Here is a 14,045-nt window from a genome sequence, read left to right on the forward strand (position 1 = left end):
GCTCCGCGGGGCGCTCAGTCCCGTGACGGCCCCGGCAGCAGCGGGCCGGTGACGTGCTCGGCCTCGTCGTCGTCCGAGGTGACGCTCGCGGTGATCGAGCTGGTCGCCCCCGACAGCAGGCCGAGCAGCAGGAAGGCCACCAGCAGGCCGCGGCCCGCGCCGCCGAGGACCAGCGGGCGGGTCGCCGACACCGGGCCGCCCGGCTCGGAGCCCGGCTCGTCGCCGAACAGCCGCTTCGGGTAGGCCGAGGTCAGCATCATCAGGTACGCCATGTACCGCATGCGGTAGCGCAGGACCGCCGCGGTCGCCTCGAACAGCGGCTGCGGCATCCGTCCGAGGATCAGCACCACCAGCCAGCTGATCCAGCCGACCACCCACCAGCCGGCGAAGAGCAGCCCCTGGACGACGGCCGCCGGGATGACCAGGATCAGCCGGAACAGCACCGCGAGGCGGTTGAGGCCGTCCGGCCGCAGCCCCACCTGGAGCGGGTGGTCGGGGGCGCGGAACGCGAACGGCGGATAGCGGTCGTGCGTCAGCAGGAGGTAGCCGCTCACCCGGGTCTCGTAGGGCACGTACGCCGAGAGGTAGTCGGCGGCGAAGCCGGGCAGGCGGCCCAGGGCCAGCGCGCCGAACCAGCCGACGACCGTGACGAAGAAGGCCACCACCGACAGCACCCAGACCACGACGAACTGCGGGATCAGCAGGAGGATCCGCAGCAGCACGGTCCACCGGTTCTGCGGTCCGGGGGCGGGCAGGTCGAGCGCGGGCAGCCACTCGTCCGGGTGGGGGGTGGCTGCGGGGGGAGCCTGCCACATCGGGGGCCTCCAGGTCTCGGCACCGGGCGGACGGCGCGACGAAGCCGCGTGTGCTCCGAACATGGCAGCCCCGCCGGGCGCCCGCGCGCTGCGCTGCGCCGTTCGGGCGAGGGGGTCCGGGCGGTCCGGAAGTCCATAGGGCCCGGACGGTATGGCCCGGACGGTATGGCCCGGACGGTATGGCCCGGACGGTCCGGAGCGATCATTTCGACATCCGATCTGACGAATGCCCGGTTGTCTTTCGGCGCCACCTCGGGCAAGGGACGGGCAGCTTCGAACGATTGCGGTCGAAACACCTCCGGCGGCGGCCGGCGGGGCAGCATCGCTCCCAGCCGATCGGGCCCCGCCCGACCGGCTGTCATGTTCGGGGCGCACACACCATGGGGGTGCCGGTTTGCCGGGGATCGACGACCACGACCAGCTGCCCGTGGGGTCCGTGGGGTCCGTGGGGGCTGCCGGCGGGGACGGCCCGCCCGCCCCGGCCGGCCCCACGGACCCCGCCGACCTCGCGGACCTCGCGGACCTCACCGACTTCGACGCCTTCCTGCGGATCTCCGCCGAACTCACCGGCTTCGACGAGACGGAACTGCGCGACACCGGCATGGCCCACGAGCACCACCGCACCCTCCTCGCCCACCGCGTCCGCGACGAACACGCCCTCCTCCACCTCTGGTACGTCGGCGCCTGGCCGGACGAACCGCCCGCCTCCCCCCGGGCCCACGACCGGGGCCTGATGTGGCGCACCTTCCACGGCGCCGCCCCCGGCAGCACCGCCCCCGGACACGGCAGCTGGGCCGAGGCCCCGCGCGGCGGAGGCGAGCGGTGAGCCGCCCGCCGCACCACCGGGACGCGGACGGCGACCGGCCCTGGGACGTGATCGTGGTCGGCGCGGGCTTCGCTGGCTCCCTGGTAGCCCACCGCCTCGGCGCGCACGGCCACCGCGTCCTCGTCCTGGAAGCCGGCCACGCCGTCCCCGGCGCCACCGCGACCGGCGCCGCGTACCGGGGAGCCGGCGGCGGCACCCCCACCTCGCCGTACCCCCGCAGCGCCGACGCGCCCTCCCCGGACGTCGACGACCTGAGCGGCCTACCGGGCGGCGGCTTCACCGCCACCGGGTACCTCGTCCAGCACGGCCCGCTGCCCTACGCCAGCGGCTACCTGCGGGCCAACGGCGGCACCGGACTGCTCTGGACCGGCCTCACCCCCCGCATGCACCCCGAGGACTTCCGCACCGCCGACCTCGGCCACGGCCGCAACTGGCCGATCGGCTACCACGACCTCGAACCGTACTACCGCCAGGCCGAACAGGAACTCGGCGTCGCCGCCGACGCCGCGCAGCAGCGCCGCGACGTCGGCCTGCCCATCCCCGACGACTACGCCTTCCCGATGCTCGCCGTCCCGGGCAGCCACCTCGACCGGACGCTCGCCCGCGCCCTCGACGGCCGCACCGTCCGCGACCCGGCCGCCGACGAGGACGCCCACCTCACCGTCAGCACCACCCCGCACGCCCGCAACGCCCCGCCCACCCCGGCCGCACAAGGCGCCCGCGCCGCCGCCCCCGGCAGCCCGGCCCTCCCCGCCCACCCGGTCGGCCCGCTCTGCCAGGGCGCCGCCGCCTGCGTCCCGGTCTGTCCCACCGGCGCCAAGTACACCCCGCTGCGCACCCAGGCCCGCTGGGCGCCCGGCGTACGGCTGCGCACCGACGCCGTGGTGAGCCGGGTCCTCGTCGACGCCACCGGGCGCGCCACCGGCGTCGAGTACCACGCCGCGGGCACCACCCGCCGGGCCCGCGCCGACCTGGTCGTGCTCGCCGCCCACGCGATCGAGAACGCCCGGCTGCTGCTCCTCTCCGGCCTCGCCGACCGCAGCGACCAGGTCGGCCGCAACCTGATGGACCACCCGGCGCTGCTCACCTGGGGTCTGCTGCCGCAGCCGACCGGCCCTTACCGGGGGCCCGGCTCCACCAGTGGCCTGGAGGCCTTCCGGTTCGGCGCCGTCCGGACCCGCCGGGCACCCTTCCGGATCGAGATCGGCAACTGGGGCTGGTCCTGGGCCGGCCGGCCGCCGCAGGCCGAGACCGCGGACCTGCTGCGCGCCGGACCGCGCGGCAAGGAGCTCCGCGAACGCCTCGGCGACCGGCTCGGCCGCCAGTTCTCGCTCCAGTTCGAGCTGGAGCAGCCCGCCGACCCGGCCAACCGGGTCACCCTCGACCACACCCGCCGCGACCGGCTCGGACTGCCGCGCCCCGCCCTCCACTACGACCTCTCCGGCTACGTCCGGCACGGCATGGCCTCCGCCCGGACCGTCTCCGACCAGCTGTTCGCCCTGCTCGGCGCCGAGGACCACACCCGCTACGACGCCGGCCCCGGCTGGCCCGGGCACCTCGAACACGAGGGCCGCGCCTACGGCTACCGGGGCGCCGGCCACGCCGGCGGCACCCACGTCATGGGCGACGCACCCGGCACCTCCGTGGTGGACCAGTGGCAGCGGTGCTGGGACCATCCCAACCTCTACGCCGTCGGCTGCGGTTCGATGCCCTCGCTCGGCACCTCCAACCCCTCGCTCACCATGGCCGCGCTCGCGCTGCGCAGCGCCGACCGGATCCACCGGGACCTCACGGCGCTGCGCCGCCCGGTCCCGCTCACCGCCACCGCCCCGTCCTCGTCCCCGGATCCGTCCCCGGATCCGTCCCCGAGGCCGTCCTCGACCCCGACCCCGCCCAGGGAGCCCTCATGACCGGCCTGCCGCTGCCGCCCGTACCGGAGCCGTACTACCTGCCCTTCCACTACGGCGCGCTGCACAACATCGGCGTGGACTTCCTGGTCGCCCCCGGACCGGTGCGCGAGCTGCTCGCCGAACACCACCCCGCGCTGGCCGCCGCCGACTTCGACGGCCGGGCCTGCGTCTCGCTCAACTACCAGCTGTACTTCGCCCAGTACCCGACCGGCGGCGGGATCACCGAGGAGGTGGAGATCAACGTCATCGCCCACCCGAGGTCCGCCGCCGACCGGCTCCCGGCGGTGGACTACGGCCAGTACGCCCGAGGGCACGACCAGACCAGGCTGCTCGGCATCGCCCGTCTCCACGTGCTCTGCGACAACCCGCTCGCCATCGACGCGGGCAGCCGCCTGTACGCCGAGCCCAAGCACCCGGGCTGGTTCACCGCCGTGCTGCCCTCCCTGAACGCGGCCGCCGTGCACGACCGCTGGTCCTTCGTCTGCCACCGCGCGGGCCTCGGGCCGGACGGCCTGCGGCGGTACGAGGAGGCGCTCTTCGCCGTCGAGGCGGACCTCGCCGGCCTCGACGGCGAGCCGGTCGTCAACACCCCGGTCACCGGCTACGGCACCGACGCCGACGGCCGGCTGCTGGCCGGCCCGCTGACCGTCCACCAGCCGTACCGCTTCCACCCGCTGGACACCCGCACCGCCGACCGGATCCGGCTCACCCTCGGGCGGCCGGGCCCGGAGCGGGAACCGGCACCGCAGGACCGCACCCGGCAGGCCGCGGCCGACCTCGCGCGGCTGGTCGGCGACGCGCCCGCCGCCGGTGTGTGGACGTACCAGTCCGCCCCGGTCGCGGCCCACCACCGCCCCTATTACGTCCGCTGATCCGGCGGAGGTTCCCCAACTGCCGCACGAGTCCCAGAACTTCACTCCATCAGGTGAAGCAGGTGGCGGTGGCTCGTCGGCCCCGCCGCCACTCGCCGATAGTGGGAGACCGATCGGGGCGGAGCGGCCCCGGCGCCGCCGGGACCGGCGCGCGCGTACGGAGAGAAGGAGCAGCACATGCGGACCGAGGCCACCCAGCGGGTCGAGCTCGTCTTCGGCCTGTTCGACGCCAACGGCAACGGCGTCATCGACATCGGTGACTTCGACCTGATGTCCAAGCGGGTGGTGGCGGCCGCGGCAGACTCGGACGAGGCCGCCAAGGAGGCCATTCGCGCGGCCTTCCGGCGCTACTGGGTGACCCTGGAGACGGAGCTGGACACCAACGGGGACGGCGTGGTCACCCGGGAGGAGTTCCGCGGCTTCGTGCTGTCGCCCGAGCGCTTCGGGCCGACGATCGGGCAGTTCGCCGACGCCCTCGCCGCGCTCGGCGACCCGGACGGCGACGGCCTGGTCGAACGCAAGCGGTTCGTCGCACTGATGATCGCGATCGGCTTCGGGCACGCCAACGTCGACGCCCTGTTCGACGCCTTCGGGCCTACCACCGACGACCGGATCCCGGTCGCCACCTGGGCGGAGGGCATCCGCGACTACTACGCGCCGGACAAGGCCGGCATCCCGGGAGACCACCTGGTGGGCGACCCGACCACCTGATCCGTCCGGCCACGGCACCCCGCCCGTACCGGACCAGTCGACGACCAGCCGAGGAGCAGTGTGAAACCAGCAGTCGGACTCGCCGTGGGCCGCGGTACGGGCGCGGAGCTCGCGGCCGTCTTCGAACGGGCTCTGCACCGGATAGCGGCCGTGCACGGCGCCGGGGTGGAGATCGTCAGGTCCCCCCGGACCTACCACTCGTACGTCTCGCTCCGCGAGGAGGTGGGCGGCACCGAGCGGATCCGCCGGCTCACCGAGGAGGACGCCCGCCACTACGAGCGGTTCTGCCGCGAGCGGGCGCGGCTCGGCACGACGGCCGTCTTCCGCACGGCCGTCAACGCCCAGTCGCTCTACCTGGTCCGTCAGCGTCTGCAGGCCGTGAAGGTCGAGCCGATCACCGCGGGCGGCGCCTCGCTGCTGCTGGTCCGCGACGAGGCCCAGGGTTTCTACACCGGTGAGAACCGGCACACCCCCGGCGTGGTCACCCGCACCATGGAGTTCAGCCGGGAGATCACCGGCAAGGTGCTGGAGTTCGCCGTGCGGCGCGCCCGGCGGCAGTGGCCGGACGACGGACCCGCCCAGGTGGTGATGGCCTACAAGTTCCACCTGCTGGACGGCGCTCTGGACGACTGGGTGGGCGAGCTCGGCCGTGATCTCGGGGTCGAGGTGCGGCTGTTCCAGCCCGACACGGTCAACCGCAACCTGATCGCGCACGGCCTCGCCGACCGCACGGTCCTCGTGGCGGGCAACGAGTGGGCCGACATCATGCACGTCGTTCTGCTCGACCGCTTCGGCGGTGAGCGGCAGGAGAGCCGCTGCACGGAGAACGTGCACCTCCACCCGGAACTGGCGGAGCTGGTCGAGTACCAGACGGTGCACGGCTCCGCCGACGACCTCGCGGGCAAGGACACCGTCAACCCCGTCGCCACCCTGCGCGCCGCGGCGGCGATCGCCGAACGGCACGCGGGCTGTCCGGACGCCGTGGCCGCCGTCGAGGCCGCCCTGGCCGTCTCCGAGGAGTACGGCGTGCGGACGCCCGACGTCGGCGGACGGCACTCCACCACCGACGTGGTCGACGCCGTGCTCGGCGCCCTGACGGCGGGGGCGGCGGCCGGGCCGCCGCGGGTCGCCGGCCCCCGCGCCGGTGACGCGCTGCCCGCCGGCACCCCCGCGGAGCGGCCGTGAGCTCCGGGGCGGCCGTGACCCCCGGGGCCGACCGGAGCGCGCTGGTCGTGGTCGATCTGCAGAACGACTTCTGTGCCGGCCCCGTCGCCGCGGCCCGCTACCCCGGGGACCCGGAGCGGCTGGCCACGGTGGCGGCCAACTCCGCGCTGGCCGTCGCGGCCGCGCGCGAGCACGGCACCGAGGTGCTCTTCGTCCGGTTCCTGGGCGACCGGGCGCACCAGAACACCGCCTGGCGCCACCGGGACGCCACGCAGGGCAAGCGCCCCAAGTGCCTCGACGGGAGCTGGGGCGCCGAGTTCCACGCCGTGGCGCCGGAACCGGGCGAGGCGGTGTTCACCAAGTACGCGTACTTCGACGCCTTCCTCGGCGAGGACTTCGGCTCCTACCTCACCGGGCGGGGGATCGGGCACCTGGTGTTCGCGGGCGTGTTCGCCGACGTCTGCGTGGACAGCACCGCGCGCACCGCCTTCCAGAAGGGCTTCCACGTGACGGTGCTCCGCGACTGCACGGCCGCGCTGCACTACCCGGACGAGGACGTGCTGCGCTTCATGAGCCGCGTGTACGGCGCCCGGGTCACCACCCATGACCGATCCGCCGTCTGGACACGGCTTCCCGACCACCTGGAGGGCGCATGACCACCACAGCGGCCCGGCGCGGCGGCGCCCACGTCACGACCGGTGCCTCGGCGGGTGCCGGCGCCCGCGGCGCCGCCTGCACCACCGCGGGCGCCGCGTCGGGCACCGTCCCGGCCGTCCCCGCCTCCGGAGCCACCGCGGGCGTCGACGAGGGCGTCGGGCGGACCGCCCTGCTGGTCGCCGCCGCCCGCGCCATCGAGAGCCGGCGCCCCGACGCCCTGGCCCGCGACCCCTTCGCCGAGCACTTCGTGCGCGCCGCCCGCGCGTCCGCGCACTGGCCGATCCACCCCGGGGACGTCCCGGAGGGCGAGGGCGGCGCGGACGACCCGTTGTGGGGGCGGCTCGGCGGCTACTTCGCGCTGCGGACCAGGGCCCTGGACGACCACCTGCTGCGGGCCGCCCAGCTCGGCGCCCGCCAGGTGGTGCTGCTCGGTGCCGGGCTGGACACGCGGGCCCACCGGCTGGACTGGCCGTCCGGCACGACCGTTTACGAACTCGACCGGGCCCAGGTGCTGGCGTTCAAGCAGCAGGTCCTGGACGGGATCGGCGCGCGGCCCACGGCGCGGCGGGTGCCGCTGGCCTGCGATCTGCGCCTCGACTGGGCCGCCGCCCTGGCCGCCGCCGGATTCCGTTCCGGGGAACCGACCGCCTGGCTCGCCGAGGGCCTGCTGCTCTACCTGCCGGCCGCCGCGGAGCGGCGCCTGGTCGCCACTGTGGACCGGTCGAGCGCGCCGGGGAGCAGCCTGGCCTACGAGGTGAAGCTGGGGCTGGAGCCCGCGGCCGTGCGCCGCAACCCCGTGTACCTCGCGGCCCGCGACCGGCTCGGCATCGACCTGCTCGCGCTGTTCGACGACGAGCCGCGGCCCGACACCGCCGCCGACCTGGCGGAGCGGGGCTGGTCCACCGTCAGCCACACGCCCTTCGAGTTCACCCGCCACTACGGCCGCGGGCCGCTCCCGGAACCCGACGACGCGCTCGCGGCCAACCGCTGGGCCTTCGCCTCGCGCGGTCCGCTGCCCGCCGCCCGCCGGGAGGAGTGAGCGCGGCGGTGGTCCCCCGGGCGGTCGAGGGGCTCGGCCGACCGGGCGGCGAGCTCCTCCGCGCGGGGGAGCGGGACGGCGCCCCGGGTGCGGCGTTCGCGCAGCTCCCGGCCGGGTGCTCCTCCGGGGGCCGGTGCGTCCGGTGTCGGCGTTCCGATTGGTGCGCACCGGCGGGCGGCCATAACGTCGAGGTCACCGGCCGCGTCGACGGTCGGGACGAGTGGCCGAGCGGCCGACCAGCTGGTCGGACGGCGGTCCGAGGAGCCGACGACCCGGAGACCCGGAGACCCCACCATGTCGAAGAAGATCCTTTTTGTGATGACCGGAGCCGACCACTGGACGCTCGCCGACGGCACCGAGCACCCGACCGGCTTCTGGGCCGAGGAGGCGGCCGCGCCGTACGAGGCGTTCAAGGCCGCGGGCTACGCCGTGACCGTGGCCACCCCGGGCGGCGTGGTGCCGACCGTCGACGCGGGCAGCCTCGCCCCCGAGTTCAACGGCGGGGAGGAGGGCGCGCGGAGGGTCGCCGAGGTGCTGGCCGCCGCCGAGGAGCTCAAGTCCCCGATCGGGCTGGAGGACGTGCGGCTGGACGACTACGACGCCGTCTTCTACCCCGGCGGCCACGGCCCGATGGAGGATCTGGCGGTCGACGCCGACTCCGGCCGCCTGCTGGTCCGCGCCCTGAAGTCCGGCAAGCCGCTCGGCGTCGTCTGCCACGGGCCGGCCGCGCTGCTGGCCGCGGTGGGGGAGGACGGCGGCAACGCCTTCGCGGGCTACCGGGTCGCCGCTTTCACCAACGACGAGGAGGCCCAGGCCGGCTTCGCGGAGAAGGCCAAGTGGCTGCTGGAGACCCGTCTCGTCGAGGCCGGTGTCGACGTGCGGGTCGGCGAGTCCTGGGCGCCGCACGTGGTGGTCGACCGCAACCTGGTCACCGGTCAGAATCCGGCCTCCGCCGCTCCGCTCGCCGCCGAGCTGCTCAGGAAGCTGTCCGCCTGAGTCTTCCCGTCTCTCCGTCGCTCCGTCCTTCCGTCCTTCCGTCCTTCCGCCGTTCCGCCGTTCCGCCGTTCGGTCAGGGGCCGTCCCGCCGGCCACCGTGTTGCACGGAGCGCAACGTCACAGGTCGGTGGGGCGCTCCGGCTTCGGGCCTTCCAGGAGGGCATCCGGGGTGCGGTGCGGAAGCGAACCGGCCATTCAGCGCAAGGAATCCGCCACCGCCACGAACCGCACGCGCAATGGTCACGAGCGGTTTTCGGAGTGGTGGCTTCCGGTTCGGCCGCCGTCCCTAGCGTGCCGCCCATGACACAGAGTCACCGCCCCCACCGGGCACGTCGGACCGGTCTGCTGGCCGCCGCCGTCGCCTCCGCACTGAGCCTCACCACCGTCGCGCTGACCTCCCCGAGCGCGGCCTCAGCCGAGCCCGCCGCCCCCGCCGAGGCCGCCCCCGTTGCGGCGCCCGGCGGCCCGGCCGCCGGCGAGATCGTCGTCGACGAGCGCTTCGCGGGGTCCTCGCTGCCCGTCGGCTGGAGCGCCATCGAGGGCGACTGGAAGGTCGAGAACGGCCGACTGGTCGGCACCTCCGCCAACTCCGGACAGCAGAGCCGGATCACCTTCGGCCGCCACCTCAATGACTTCCGCATCGAGGCCACCGCCCGCTTCGAGAGCGTCCAGGACGCCGCCCGCTGGACGGCCCTCGGCCTGGACGTCCCGGCGAGCGGCGCCACCCCGTGGTCGATCGCCACCATGCGCTCGGGCACCACCGCCGCCAACGGCCTGGAGTTCGCCCAGCGCACCCCCGCCAACAGCTGGAACGTCACCAACACGGCCGCCGCCCCGACCGCCGCCGGCACCGGCCGCGACGTCCGCGTCGCCGTCGAGGTGCACGGCACCACCGCCCGCTGGATCTTCGACGGCAAGGAGGTGACGCGCACCACCCAGGTCGCCCGCAGCGCCGACGGCGGACAGGCCCTGCTGGTCAACGGCTCCAAGGTCTCCTTCGACGACCTCAAGGTGACCGCGCTCGCCCCCGGCGGGTGGCTGCGCCCCACCGGCTCGCCGCTCACCGTGTTCGCCCACCGCGGCGCCTCCTCCGCCGCCCCGGAGAACACCCTGGACGCGGACGAGGTCGCCCGCCGCGGCGGCGCCGAGTGGATCGAGAACGACGTCCAGCCCAGCAAGGACGGCGTCCCCTATGTGCTGCACGACGACACCGTCGACCGCACCACCAACGGCAAGGGGCGCATCCGCGACCTGACGGCCGCCCAGCTGGACGCGCTGGACGCCGGCTCCTGGTTCGGCCCGACGTACGCGGGTGCCCGGGTGCCGAGCCTGGCCGCCCAGCTGGAGGACCTGCGCACCCGCGGCGGCAGCCTGCTGCTGGAGATCAAGGGCGCGCACAGCCGCGACGAGGTCGCCCGGATCGTCAAGGAGATCCGCGACCACGGCATGACCGGTCGGGTCTTCGTGCAGAGCTTCGAGGTCGACGCCCTGCGCCACACCCGTGAGCTGGCCCCCGAACTCCCGCTCGGCCTGCTGCGCGGCAGCCTCGACGCCGACCCGGTGGCCATCTCCAAGGAGCTCGGCCTTTCCGCCTACAACCCGGCCGACGGCGCCCTCGCGGCCCGCCTCGGCGTGGTGAAGGACCTGCACGCGGCCGGTGTCGCGGTCAACGTCTGGACCGTCGACTCGGCCACCCGCTGGAAGGCCCTGGAGGCCGCCGGCGTCGACGGCATCATCACCAACCGTCCGGCCGAGCTGTCCGGCTGGAACGCCGCGTGGCTGCAGGGCGGCACCGTCACCACTCCGCCGGCCGTACCCACCGTGGCGATCACCTCGCCGGCCTCCGGCGCGACCCTGGACCGTGCCCAGCAGCCGGTGACCGCCGTACAGGCGAGCGGCGCCGACACCGTCCGGCTCACCCTGGACGGCAAGGAGTTGCCGGCCGGCTCGGCCCTCGACACCACCGCGCTCGCGCTCGGCACGCACACCCTGCGCGCCGAGGCCACCGGCCCCGGCGGCCGGGCCGAGACGACCACCGAGTTCACCGTCACGGCCACCCCGACCGGCCTGGCCTCGCTGGTGCTCACCTCGGGCGCCGACCGCAACGCCGTCGCCACCCTGACCGTGATGCTCGGCCAGGGCCAGTACCAGCCGCTCGCCCACTGGGCCGAGAACCAGGCCGGCCGCAGCGTCCCGGCCGACCGCGCCCGCCTGATCGCCGGTGACGCCCGCGCCCTCGACGCCGCCCCGCGGAGCTGACCCCAAACCCGCTCCTCCTCCCCGGGGACCTCGCGCCGCCCTCCGCGGTGCGAGGTCCCCGCCGTCCCTGAGGCCCCGACCTCCTCAGGCACACCACCGGATGCTGTGGCCTCCACGGCCGGGAGGGCATGAACCGCCGCTTCCCCCGCGGCGCCGGTCACCGATGGAGTCCCCGGCCCGTGACCTCCCGGTCGGCAGCGGCAGGACCACAGGCGGTATCGCCCCCTCTCCCACGGTCGGTGCCGCCCGGTGCACTGCCCGCCGCCCGGGCCCAGCGGCCGGCGAGCACGGCTCCCGCGACCAGCTGGAGCTGGTGGTAGACCATCAGCGGCAGGACCACGAGCCCGGCCTGCGGTCCGAAGAGAACGGCGGCCATCGGCAGACCGCCGGCCAGGCTCTTCTGCGAGCCGCAGAGCACGGCCGCGATCCCGGACGCCCGGTCGAGGCGCAGCAGGCGCGCGCCGAGCCGGGCGGCGAGCAGGGTGGCCGTCAGCAGGAGCAGGAGGACCGCCCCCAGGGCGAGCAGGGCCGCCGGGGTGACGGCGGACCAGATGCCCTGCGCCACCGCGCCGCTGAACGCGGTGTAGACGACCAGCAGGATCGACGCCCGGTCGACCGGGGCGAGCACCCGGCGGTGCCGGCCGAGGAAGCCGCCGATCCACGGCCGCAGCAGCTGCCCGAGCACGAACGGTGCCAGCAGCTGGGCACAGATCCGCAGCAGGCCGTCGGCCGACAGCGCCGTCCGGGCCCCGAGCAGCCAGGCCGCGAGCAGCGGCGTCAGCACCAGGCCCACCAGGCTGGAGTAGGTGCCGGCACAGATCGCGGCCGGGACGTTCCCCCGCGCGGCCCCGGTGAGCGCCACGGAGGACTGCACCGTGGACGGAACCAGACACAGGAACAGCACGCCCGTCCGCAGCTGCTCGGTGAGCGGTCCGGGGGCGAGCGCCGTCACGGCCGACCCGAGCACCGGGAACAGCACGAAGGTGCAGACCAGGACGAGCCCGTGCAGCCGCGGGTGGCGCAGCCCGGCGAGCGTCTCACGGGTGGAGAGCCGGGCGCCGTACAGAAAGAAGAGCAGCCCCACCGCGAGATCGCAGGCCAGTTCCGCGCCGCGCGCCGCCCGCCCGCTGGCGGGCAGCACCGCGGCCAGCGCCACCGCCCCGGCCAGTGCCGCCACATACGGGTCGAGCACGCGCCACCACGGCCGTCGCTCGCCGTCGCCCGCCGGGCGGCCTCGCGCTGCCGGCGGTGCCCGGTGCTGACGAGCCGTGCTCATTCCCCGCCCCCCTCCTCCGGCCCCGGGAGCGTGGGCCCGGGGCCCAGCAGGCCGCTCACCAGGGCGGTGGCCCCGTCGTGGTCGCTGCCGGCCGAGCCGCGCCCGATCTGCAGGTCGGCCGTCCGGTCGACCTCGACGATCGAATCCGCCTGGGAGTTGTCGATCACCGTGATCAGGCTGCGCTCGGCGGAGGCCGCCGCCGGCGCGGTGGCGCAGCCCAGCACCGCCCAGGCCCCCGCCAGCCCGGCCACCGCGGCCCGGTGGCCCCGCCGGCCCGGGCGCTGCGCGGCGGTCGGTGGCGGAGCTCCCGGCAGGCGGAGCGTCACACGCCCACCTCCTCACGGGCCTGCGGGCGCGGGATGTTGCGCTCCAGCAGCTCGGTGGACTCGCGCACGCCGATCTCCTGCCGCTCCCCGGCGGCGGCCGGCAGCCGTCCGTCCGCCACCTTGAGCCCGGCCAGCGCCTCGTCCATCGCCTGGTGGGCGGCGAACAGACAGGGCGTGCTGTAGATGGCGACGTCCACCCCGAGCGAGCCGAGCTCGGAGAGCGACAGCCGGGGCGACTTGCCGCCGGCGATCTGGTTGAACAGCAGCGGCTTGTCGCCCACCACCCGGCGGATCCGGCGGATCCACTCCTCGCTGCGCACCCCGTCGACCAGCACCACGTCCGCGTCGGTGGCGGCGAGGGCCTCGGCCCGGCGCAGGATGTCGGCCTCCTCGGTGGCGTCCGTGCGGGCCACCACGACGAGGTCGCTGCGGGCGGCGAGGACCTGGTCCAGCTTCTCCAGGTACTCGTCCAGGGGCAGGACCTGCTTGCCGTCGGCATGGCCGCAGCGGCGCGGCCGCTTCTGGTCCTCGAGGATGATGCCCGAGGCGCCGATCCGTTCCAGCCGCCGCACCACGTGGCAGGCCACCTCGGGATCGACGTAGCCGTCGTCGATGTCGACCAGCAGGTGGTGCCGGGGGAAGGCGCCGCGCAGTCGCTCGACGAAGGCGACCATGTCCGGCCAGGCGATGAAGCCGATGTCGGGCAGGCCGTAGTAGGAGGCCGCGAAGCCGAAGCCGGAGACGAACATGCCGTCGTAGTGCGCGGCCGCGATGGAGGCGGAGTACATGTCGTAGACACCGATGAGCGGGGTCGTTCCCGGGGCGGCGATCCGCTCGCGCAGCCGCTGCCCGTAGCCGTCGTGAAGGTTCCCGTGACGCAACGCCATCTCCTCGTCTGCCAGGGACCCGTGCGGGACATGCACGGTCCTTTGCCATAAGTTGGCCATTCCCAGGGCCAACTGAGACGCCATCACTATGCGCTCTTTAACGTTCCGTGGGCAAATCTTTAAAGGAAGTTCCCTCGCCAGGGTGAATGCGGTCATATGGTTCTGATTAATCAGATGAATTCTTGACCGCGCCGAGAGGCCTCAGTGCCCCGGGGCGTCGCCCGTGGTCCTGGGCGGTGTCCTGGCGGTCCCGTGATGGGCATGGGCATGAAGGATGATGGGACTGCTCCTGCCGGTGGGCGGGAGG

The 14,045-nt window shown here is 74.9% G+C and carries 13 protein-coding genes; 9 read left to right on the top strand and 4 right to left on the bottom strand.

The annotated features are described in order from the left end of the window. Nucleotides 1–14: 14 nt before the first annotated feature. Nucleotides 15–815: a DUF4389 domain-containing protein gene (locus ABT093_RS03025; RefSeq protein ID WP_350559571.1), complete on the bottom strand. Its 801-nt coding sequence runs from the start codon at nucleotides 813–815 to the stop codon at nucleotides 15–17. Between the two features lie 445 nt (nucleotides 816–1,260). On the opposite strand from ABT093_RS03025, the gene ABT093_RS03030 reads away from it, so the two are divergent. The 9 genes from ABT093_RS03030 (at nucleotide 1,261) to ABT093_RS03070 (ending at nucleotide 11,249) form a co-directional block, all read left to right on the top strand. Further along, a complete protein-coding gene (locus tag ABT093_RS03030; RefSeq protein ID WP_350559574.1) occupies nucleotides 1,261–1,641 on the top strand; it encodes a hypothetical protein in 381 nt (126 codons plus the stop codon). Then, on the top strand, nucleotides 1,638–3,551 hold the full coding sequence (locus tag ABT093_RS03035) for a GMC family oxidoreductase (protein WP_350559577.1): 1,914 nt from the start codon (nucleotides 1,638–1,640) through the stop codon (nucleotides 3,549–3,551). Before ABT093_RS03030 ends, ABT093_RS03035 begins: the two co-directional genes overlap by 4 nt. Next, on the top strand, nucleotides 3,548–4,423 hold the full coding sequence (locus tag ABT093_RS03040; RefSeq protein WP_350559580.1) for a hypothetical protein: 876 nt from the start codon (nucleotides 3,548–3,550) through the stop codon (nucleotides 4,421–4,423). Before ABT093_RS03035 ends, ABT093_RS03040 begins: the two co-directional genes overlap by 4 nt. Nucleotides 4,424–4,600: 177 nt before the next feature. Further along, nucleotides 4,601–5,134, top strand: a complete 534-nt coding sequence (locus tag ABT093_RS03045) for an EF-hand domain-containing protein (RefSeq protein WP_350559583.1) — start codon at nucleotides 4,601–4,603, stop codon at nucleotides 5,132–5,134. 60 nt (nucleotides 5,135–5,194) lie between these two features. Beyond that, on the top strand, nucleotides 5,195–6,319 hold the full coding sequence (locus tag ABT093_RS03050; RefSeq protein ID WP_350559586.1) for an isocitrate/isopropylmalate family dehydrogenase: 1,125 nt from the start codon (nucleotides 5,195–5,197) through the stop codon (nucleotides 6,317–6,319). Continuing rightward, nucleotides 6,316–6,954 carry a cysteine hydrolase family protein gene (locus ABT093_RS03055; protein WP_350559589.1) on the top strand — a complete coding sequence of 213 codons (639 nt, stop codon included), beginning with the start codon at nucleotides 6,316–6,318 and terminating at the stop codon, nucleotides 6,952–6,954. The genes ABT093_RS03050 and ABT093_RS03055 overlap by 4 nt, the downstream gene beginning before the upstream one ends. Next, nucleotides 6,951–7,994: an SAM-dependent methyltransferase gene (locus ABT093_RS03060; protein WP_350559592.1), complete on the top strand. Its 1,044-nt coding sequence runs from the start codon at nucleotides 6,951–6,953 to the stop codon at nucleotides 7,992–7,994. The genes ABT093_RS03055 and ABT093_RS03060 overlap by 4 nt, the downstream gene beginning before the upstream one ends. 294 nt (nucleotides 7,995–8,288) lie before the next feature. Continuing rightward, nucleotides 8,289–8,990 (top strand): type 1 glutamine amidotransferase domain-containing protein, encoded by a 702-nt coding sequence (locus tag ABT093_RS03065; protein ID WP_350559595.1) that lies wholly within the window; start codon nucleotides 8,289–8,291, stop codon nucleotides 8,988–8,990. A gap of 300 nt (nucleotides 8,991–9,290) precedes the next feature. Beyond that, nucleotides 9,291–11,249, top strand: coding sequence for a glycerophosphodiester phosphodiesterase family protein (locus ABT093_RS03070; protein WP_350559598.1), 1,959 nt, complete (start codon nucleotides 9,291–9,293; stop codon nucleotides 11,247–11,249). 157 nt (nucleotides 11,250–11,406) lie between these two features. Here ABT093_RS03070 and ABT093_RS03075 read toward each other — a convergent pair whose 3' ends face one another. Genes ABT093_RS03075 through ABT093_RS03085 form a run of 3 tightly spaced genes read right to left on the bottom strand, consistent with a single transcriptional unit; the run spans nucleotide 11,407 to nucleotide 13,732 of the window. Further along, nucleotides 11,407–12,525 (bottom strand): bile acid:sodium symporter family protein, encoded by a 1,119-nt coding sequence (locus tag ABT093_RS03075; RefSeq protein WP_350559601.1) that lies wholly within the window; start codon nucleotides 12,523–12,525, stop codon nucleotides 11,407–11,409. After that, nucleotides 12,522–12,851, bottom strand: a complete 330-nt coding sequence (locus ABT093_RS03080) for a hypothetical protein (protein WP_350559604.1) — start codon at nucleotides 12,849–12,851, stop codon at nucleotides 12,522–12,524. Before ABT093_RS03080 ends, ABT093_RS03075 begins: the two co-directional genes overlap by 4 nt. Next, complete coding sequence (locus ABT093_RS03085; protein WP_350559607.1) at nucleotides 12,848–13,732, bottom strand: isocitrate lyase/PEP mutase family protein; 885 nt, start codon at nucleotides 13,730–13,732, stop codon at nucleotides 12,848–12,850. Before ABT093_RS03085 ends, ABT093_RS03080 begins: the two co-directional genes overlap by 4 nt. Nucleotides 13,733–14,045 lie beyond the last annotated feature (313 nt).

The sequence above is a fragment of the Kitasatospora sp. NPDC002551 genome, assembly GCF_040296005.1.
Classification (GTDB): Bacteria; Actinomycetota; Actinomycetes; order Streptomycetales; family Streptomycetaceae; genus Kitasatospora.

Coding starts and splice junctions, on each gene's coding strand:
- ABT093_RS03025 (WP_350559571.1), bottom strand. CDS start 815: ATGTGGCAGGCTCCCCCCGCAGCCACCCCCCACCCGGACGAGTGGCTG.
- ABT093_RS03040 (WP_350559580.1), top strand. CDS start 3,548: ATGACCGGCCTGCCGCTGCCGCCCGTACCGGAGCCGTACTACCTGCCC.
- ABT093_RS03045 (WP_350559583.1), top strand. CDS start 4,601: ATGCGGACCGAGGCCACCCAGCGGGTCGAGCTCGTCTTCGGCCTGTTC.
- ABT093_RS03060 (WP_350559592.1), top strand. CDS start 6,951: ATGACCACCACAGCGGCCCGGCGCGGCGGCGCCCACGTCACGACCGGT.
- ABT093_RS03065 (WP_350559595.1), top strand. CDS start 8,289: ATGTCGAAGAAGATCCTTTTTGTGATGACCGGAGCCGACCACTGGACG.
- ABT093_RS03070 (WP_350559598.1), top strand. CDS start 9,291: ATGACACAGAGTCACCGCCCCCACCGGGCACGTCGGACCGGTCTGCTG.
- ABT093_RS03075 (WP_350559601.1), bottom strand. CDS start 12,525: ATGAGCACGGCTCGTCAGCACCGGGCACCGCCGGCAGCGCGAGGCCGC.